At 69.4% G+C, this 3,890-nt stretch carries 3 protein-coding genes; 2 read left to right on the forward strand and 1 reads right to left on the reverse strand.

Features of this window, described 5'->3' with window-relative positions:
* The first annotated feature begins 40 nt into the window (after positions 1-40).
* Positions 41-700, forward strand: coding sequence for a response regulator transcription factor (locus tag D3H34_RS30995; protein ID WP_119558673.1), 660 nt, complete (start codon positions 41-43; stop codon positions 698-700).
* Positions 697-2,496 carry a hybrid sensor histidine kinase/response regulator gene (locus tag D3H34_RS31000; protein ID WP_286186490.1) on the forward strand — a complete coding sequence of 600 codons (1,800 nt, stop codon included), beginning with the start codon at positions 697-699 and terminating at the stop codon, positions 2,494-2,496. The genes D3H34_RS30995 and D3H34_RS31000 overlap by 4 nt, the downstream gene beginning before the upstream one ends.
* A gap of 334 nt (positions 2,497-2,830) precedes the next feature.
* On the opposite strand, the gene ftsY is transcribed toward D3H34_RS31000, so the two are convergent.
* Positions 2,831-3,890, reverse strand: a 1,060-nt coding sequence (gene ftsY / locus D3H34_RS31005; RefSeq protein ID WP_286186491.1) for a signal recognition particle-docking protein FtsY, incomplete at its 5' end; no start/stop codon positions are given.

Below are 3,890 nucleotides of genomic sequence, written 5' to 3' on the forward strand. Positions count from 1 at the left end.
CGACAGTGCCCTAAGTCATGACACCGGTGCAACCGCCGGCGTGTCCAGCGCGATCCTGGTGGTGGACGACCACGACCTGCTGCGCCTGGGCGTGAGCGCGCTGGTGCAGGCCCAGGCCGCCACTTCGGGCGCGCGCATCTCGGTGTTCGAGGCCGGCAACATCGCCGATGCGCTCGCGCTCTACGCAGCCAACGAAGCTGCCGTCGGCCTCGTGCTGCTCGACCTGGCGCTGCCCGACACGCACGGGCTCAGCGGCCTGGCCGAGTTTCGCCTGCGCTTTCCGGCGGCGCGCGTCGTCGTGCTCTCGGGCACAGCCAACAGCACGCTGGCGCAAGGGGCGCTCGCGCTGGGCGCCAGTGCCTTCTTGCCGAAGTCCGCCGACCTGAAGGAGATGGTGGGCTTCATCCGCGCCTGCGGCCTGTTCGAGGCTGACGGCACGCCACAGCAGCAGCAAACGCTGCCGGCTGCGGCGCTGCCCAAGTCGCTGTCGGGTTATGCGGAATTCGCGCACGCCAGCGCCTGGCAGGAACTCACGCCGCGCCAGATGCAGGTGCTGCAGTGGGTGCTCGAAGGCAAGGCGAACAAGGAGATCGCGCAATTGGCCAACCTGAGCGAGGGCACGGTGAAGAACCATGTCTCGACCATCCTGCTGCTGTTCGGCATGCGCTCGCGCGCCCAGCTGATCAGCACCCTGCGTTGAGCGGCTCCACGCTGGCGGGCCGCGGCGACACCGCCGCCGGCCAGCTGCTGGGCCAGCGCGTGCTGCGCGAGCACGTCGGCTCGGTCTACGACACCTACGGCATCTCGACGCTGACCCACCTGGGCTTCGTGGTGGTGTTCGGCTGCATCATCTACTCGCAGCTGCTCGATGCGCGCCTGCTGTTCTGGATGGCGGCGCTGATCGCGGTCGACATCTACGTGTTCTTCACCCCGCGCTGGACGCCCGCCCGCCCGGCCTCGGAGAGCCCGTACTGGGCACGCAAGATCTCGCGCATGGTCACGCTGGTCAGCATGATCACTGCCGTGGTGCCCTGGTTCATCGTGCCGCACGAGAACCTGCCCATGACCTCGCTGCTGATGGCCGTGATCGTCGGCAGCTGCGCGCGTGCCGCGCAGTCGCTGTGGCCGCTCAAGCCCGCGCTCTTCGGCTACACGCTGCCGATGTCGCTGGGCATGATCATCGCGCTGGCCTGGCAGGGCGACGGGCTGCACCTGTTCCTGGCCGCGGCCGGCTCGGCCTACCTCATGCTGACCCTGCACGCCGGCGTGCGCCAGCACCGGCTGCTGACCGACTCGCTCATGCTGCGCTTCGAGAACGAAGCGCTGGCCGCGCGGCTGGGCGACCAGATCGCCGCCACCGAGCGCGCCAGCGAAGAAAAGACCCGCTTCCTCGGCGCCGCCAGCCACGACCTGCGCCAGCCGCTGCACGCCATCGCGCTGTTCGGCGCCGCGCTCGAGAACGAGTTGCGCGGCCGTCCCGAAAGCCGCAACGCCGAGCGCCTGATGCGCGCCGTGAACGCGTTGGGCGCGTCGCTGGACACCATGCTCGACGTCTCGCGGCTCGACGCGGGCGTCATCACGCCGTCGCCGCAGCCGGTGGAGCTCGATGCGTTGTTTCTGCCGCTCAACCACACCTTCTCGGCGCAGGCGGAACAGAAGGAACTGCAGCTGCGCGTGCGTGCCAGCGGCCTGTGGGTGCGCAGCGACCCGCAACTGCTGCACCGCATGCTGTCGAACCTGATGGACAACGCCCTCAAGTACACCGTGCAGGGCGGCGTGACCGTCACGGCGCGCGACCGTGGCGACACCGTGTGGATCGAGGTGCGCGACACCGGCATCGGCATCGCGCCCGAGCAGTCGCACCGGATTTTCGAAGAGTTCTATCAGATCGACAACCCGGGGCGCGACCGCGCGCGCGGCCTGGGCATCGGCCTGTCGATCGTGCGGCGGCTGTCGCGGCTGCTGGGCCATCCGGTGCAGATGCACTCGCGACCGGGCCGGGGCACGCACTTTCGCGTGGTGCTGCCCACCGCGCAGCCGCAGGTCAGTGCGCTCGTGGGGCCGTTTCCGGCCGGAAGTGTCGAGCTGGCCGCGCGCCGCCGCGCCGCCACGCTGCCCGGTCGCGTGCTGCTGATGGACGACGAGCTGGAAGTCCGCGAAGCCATGACCAGCCTGCTGCGCACGCACGCGGTCGACGCGCATGCCGTCGCCAACGAGGCCGCCGCCGCCGATGCCTTGCACCAGGCCCGCGCCGAGGGCCGGCCCTTCGGCCTGCTGATGTGCGACTACCGGTTGGCCGACGGTGTCGACGGCCTCGACGCCGGCCTGCGCCTGAGCCGGTACGCAGGCGCCGAACTGCCGCTGTTGCTGATCACTGGCGAGACCTCGCCCGACCGCCTGCAGCGCGTGCGCGAGTCGGGCGTGCCGGTGCTGTTCAAGCCCGTGGCGCCCGATGCGCTGCTGCAGGCCATGGCCGAGCTCGCGCCGGCACCGTAGCGTTTCGCACACAGCCTGCGGCTGAAACTGAATACGTTGTAGTTCATTACGCGCTGATCAACGCGGTTCAGCACACATGCAGTGACTTTTGGCACTGCCGGACCTTGGCTCCCCGTCGTAATTTCGGGTCTCGGGGAAGCGAATCAGGGGGTATTGCAGGCGTCGACCACCGGTGCCTATGCACACAGGGCGCGACGCGGCAAGGGCCACACGCAGGGGGAATACAAGGGAGAAATAAGAAAGACAGGGAGCTGACGGCCTCCGGCGAAAGCCGGGGGCCGTTTTTTTTGACCGACGCGAAGACCGACGCGAAGGGCGGGCGGAGGCGAAGGCCTCAGCCCAGCAAGGCCTGTGCGAACTCGCGGGCGTTGAAGGTCTCGAGGTCTTCGAGCTTTTCGCCCACGCCGATGAAGTACACCGGCACCGGCCGCTCGCGCGCGATGGCGCAGATCACGCCACCCTTGGCCGTGCCGTCGAGCTTGGTCACGATCAGGCCCGTGAGGCCCAGCGTCTCGTCGAAGGCCCGGACCTGCGCGAGCGCGTTCTGGCCGGTGTTGCCGTCGATCACCAGCAGCACCTCGTGCGGCGCGGTGGCGTCGGCCTTGGTGACGACGCGCTTGATCTTCTTGAGCTCGTCCATCAGGTGCAACTGCGTCGGCAGGCGCCCGGCCGTGTCGACCAGCACCACGTCCTTGCCGCGCGCCTTGCCGGCGTTCACGGCGTCGAAGCTCACGGCCGACGGGTCGCCGCCTTCGTTGCTCACGATCTCGACGGTGTTGCGGTCGGCCCAGACCAGCAGCTGCTCGCGCGCCGCCGCCCGGAAGGTGTCGGCCGCGGCCAGCAGCACGGAGGCGCCTTCGGTCGCCAGGTGCTTGGTGAGCTTGCCGATGGAGGTGGTCTTGCCCGCGCCGTTGACGCCGGCCACCATGATCACGGTGGGCGTGTACTCGCCGATGACCAGCGGCTTCTCGAGCGGCTTGAGCAGGTCGGTGACGGCATCGGCCAGCAGCAGCTTGACCTGCGCGGCGTCGGTGGCCATCTGGCGCTTGACGCGCACCTTCAGGTCGTCGAGCAGGTACTCGGTCGCCTTGACGCCGGTGTCGGCCATCAGCAGCGCCGATTCGAGTTCTTCGTAGAGCGCGTCGTCGATCTGTGCATTGACGAACACGGCCTGGATGCCGGTGCCGGTCTTGCGCAGGCCGGTCTTGAGCTTGTCGAACCAGCTCTTGCGCTCGGTGGCGATGGGGGCGGGCTCGACGACGGCAACCGGTGCAGCGACGGGCGCGGGAGGCGGTGCGGGCACTGGCGCCGGAGGAGGCGGCGGTGCAATGACGGGTGCGGGTGCGGGCGCAGGTGCTGGCGCGGGGATCGGCGTCGGTGCCGCGACCGGAGCC

Source organism: Acidovorax cavernicola, from assembly GCF_003581445.1.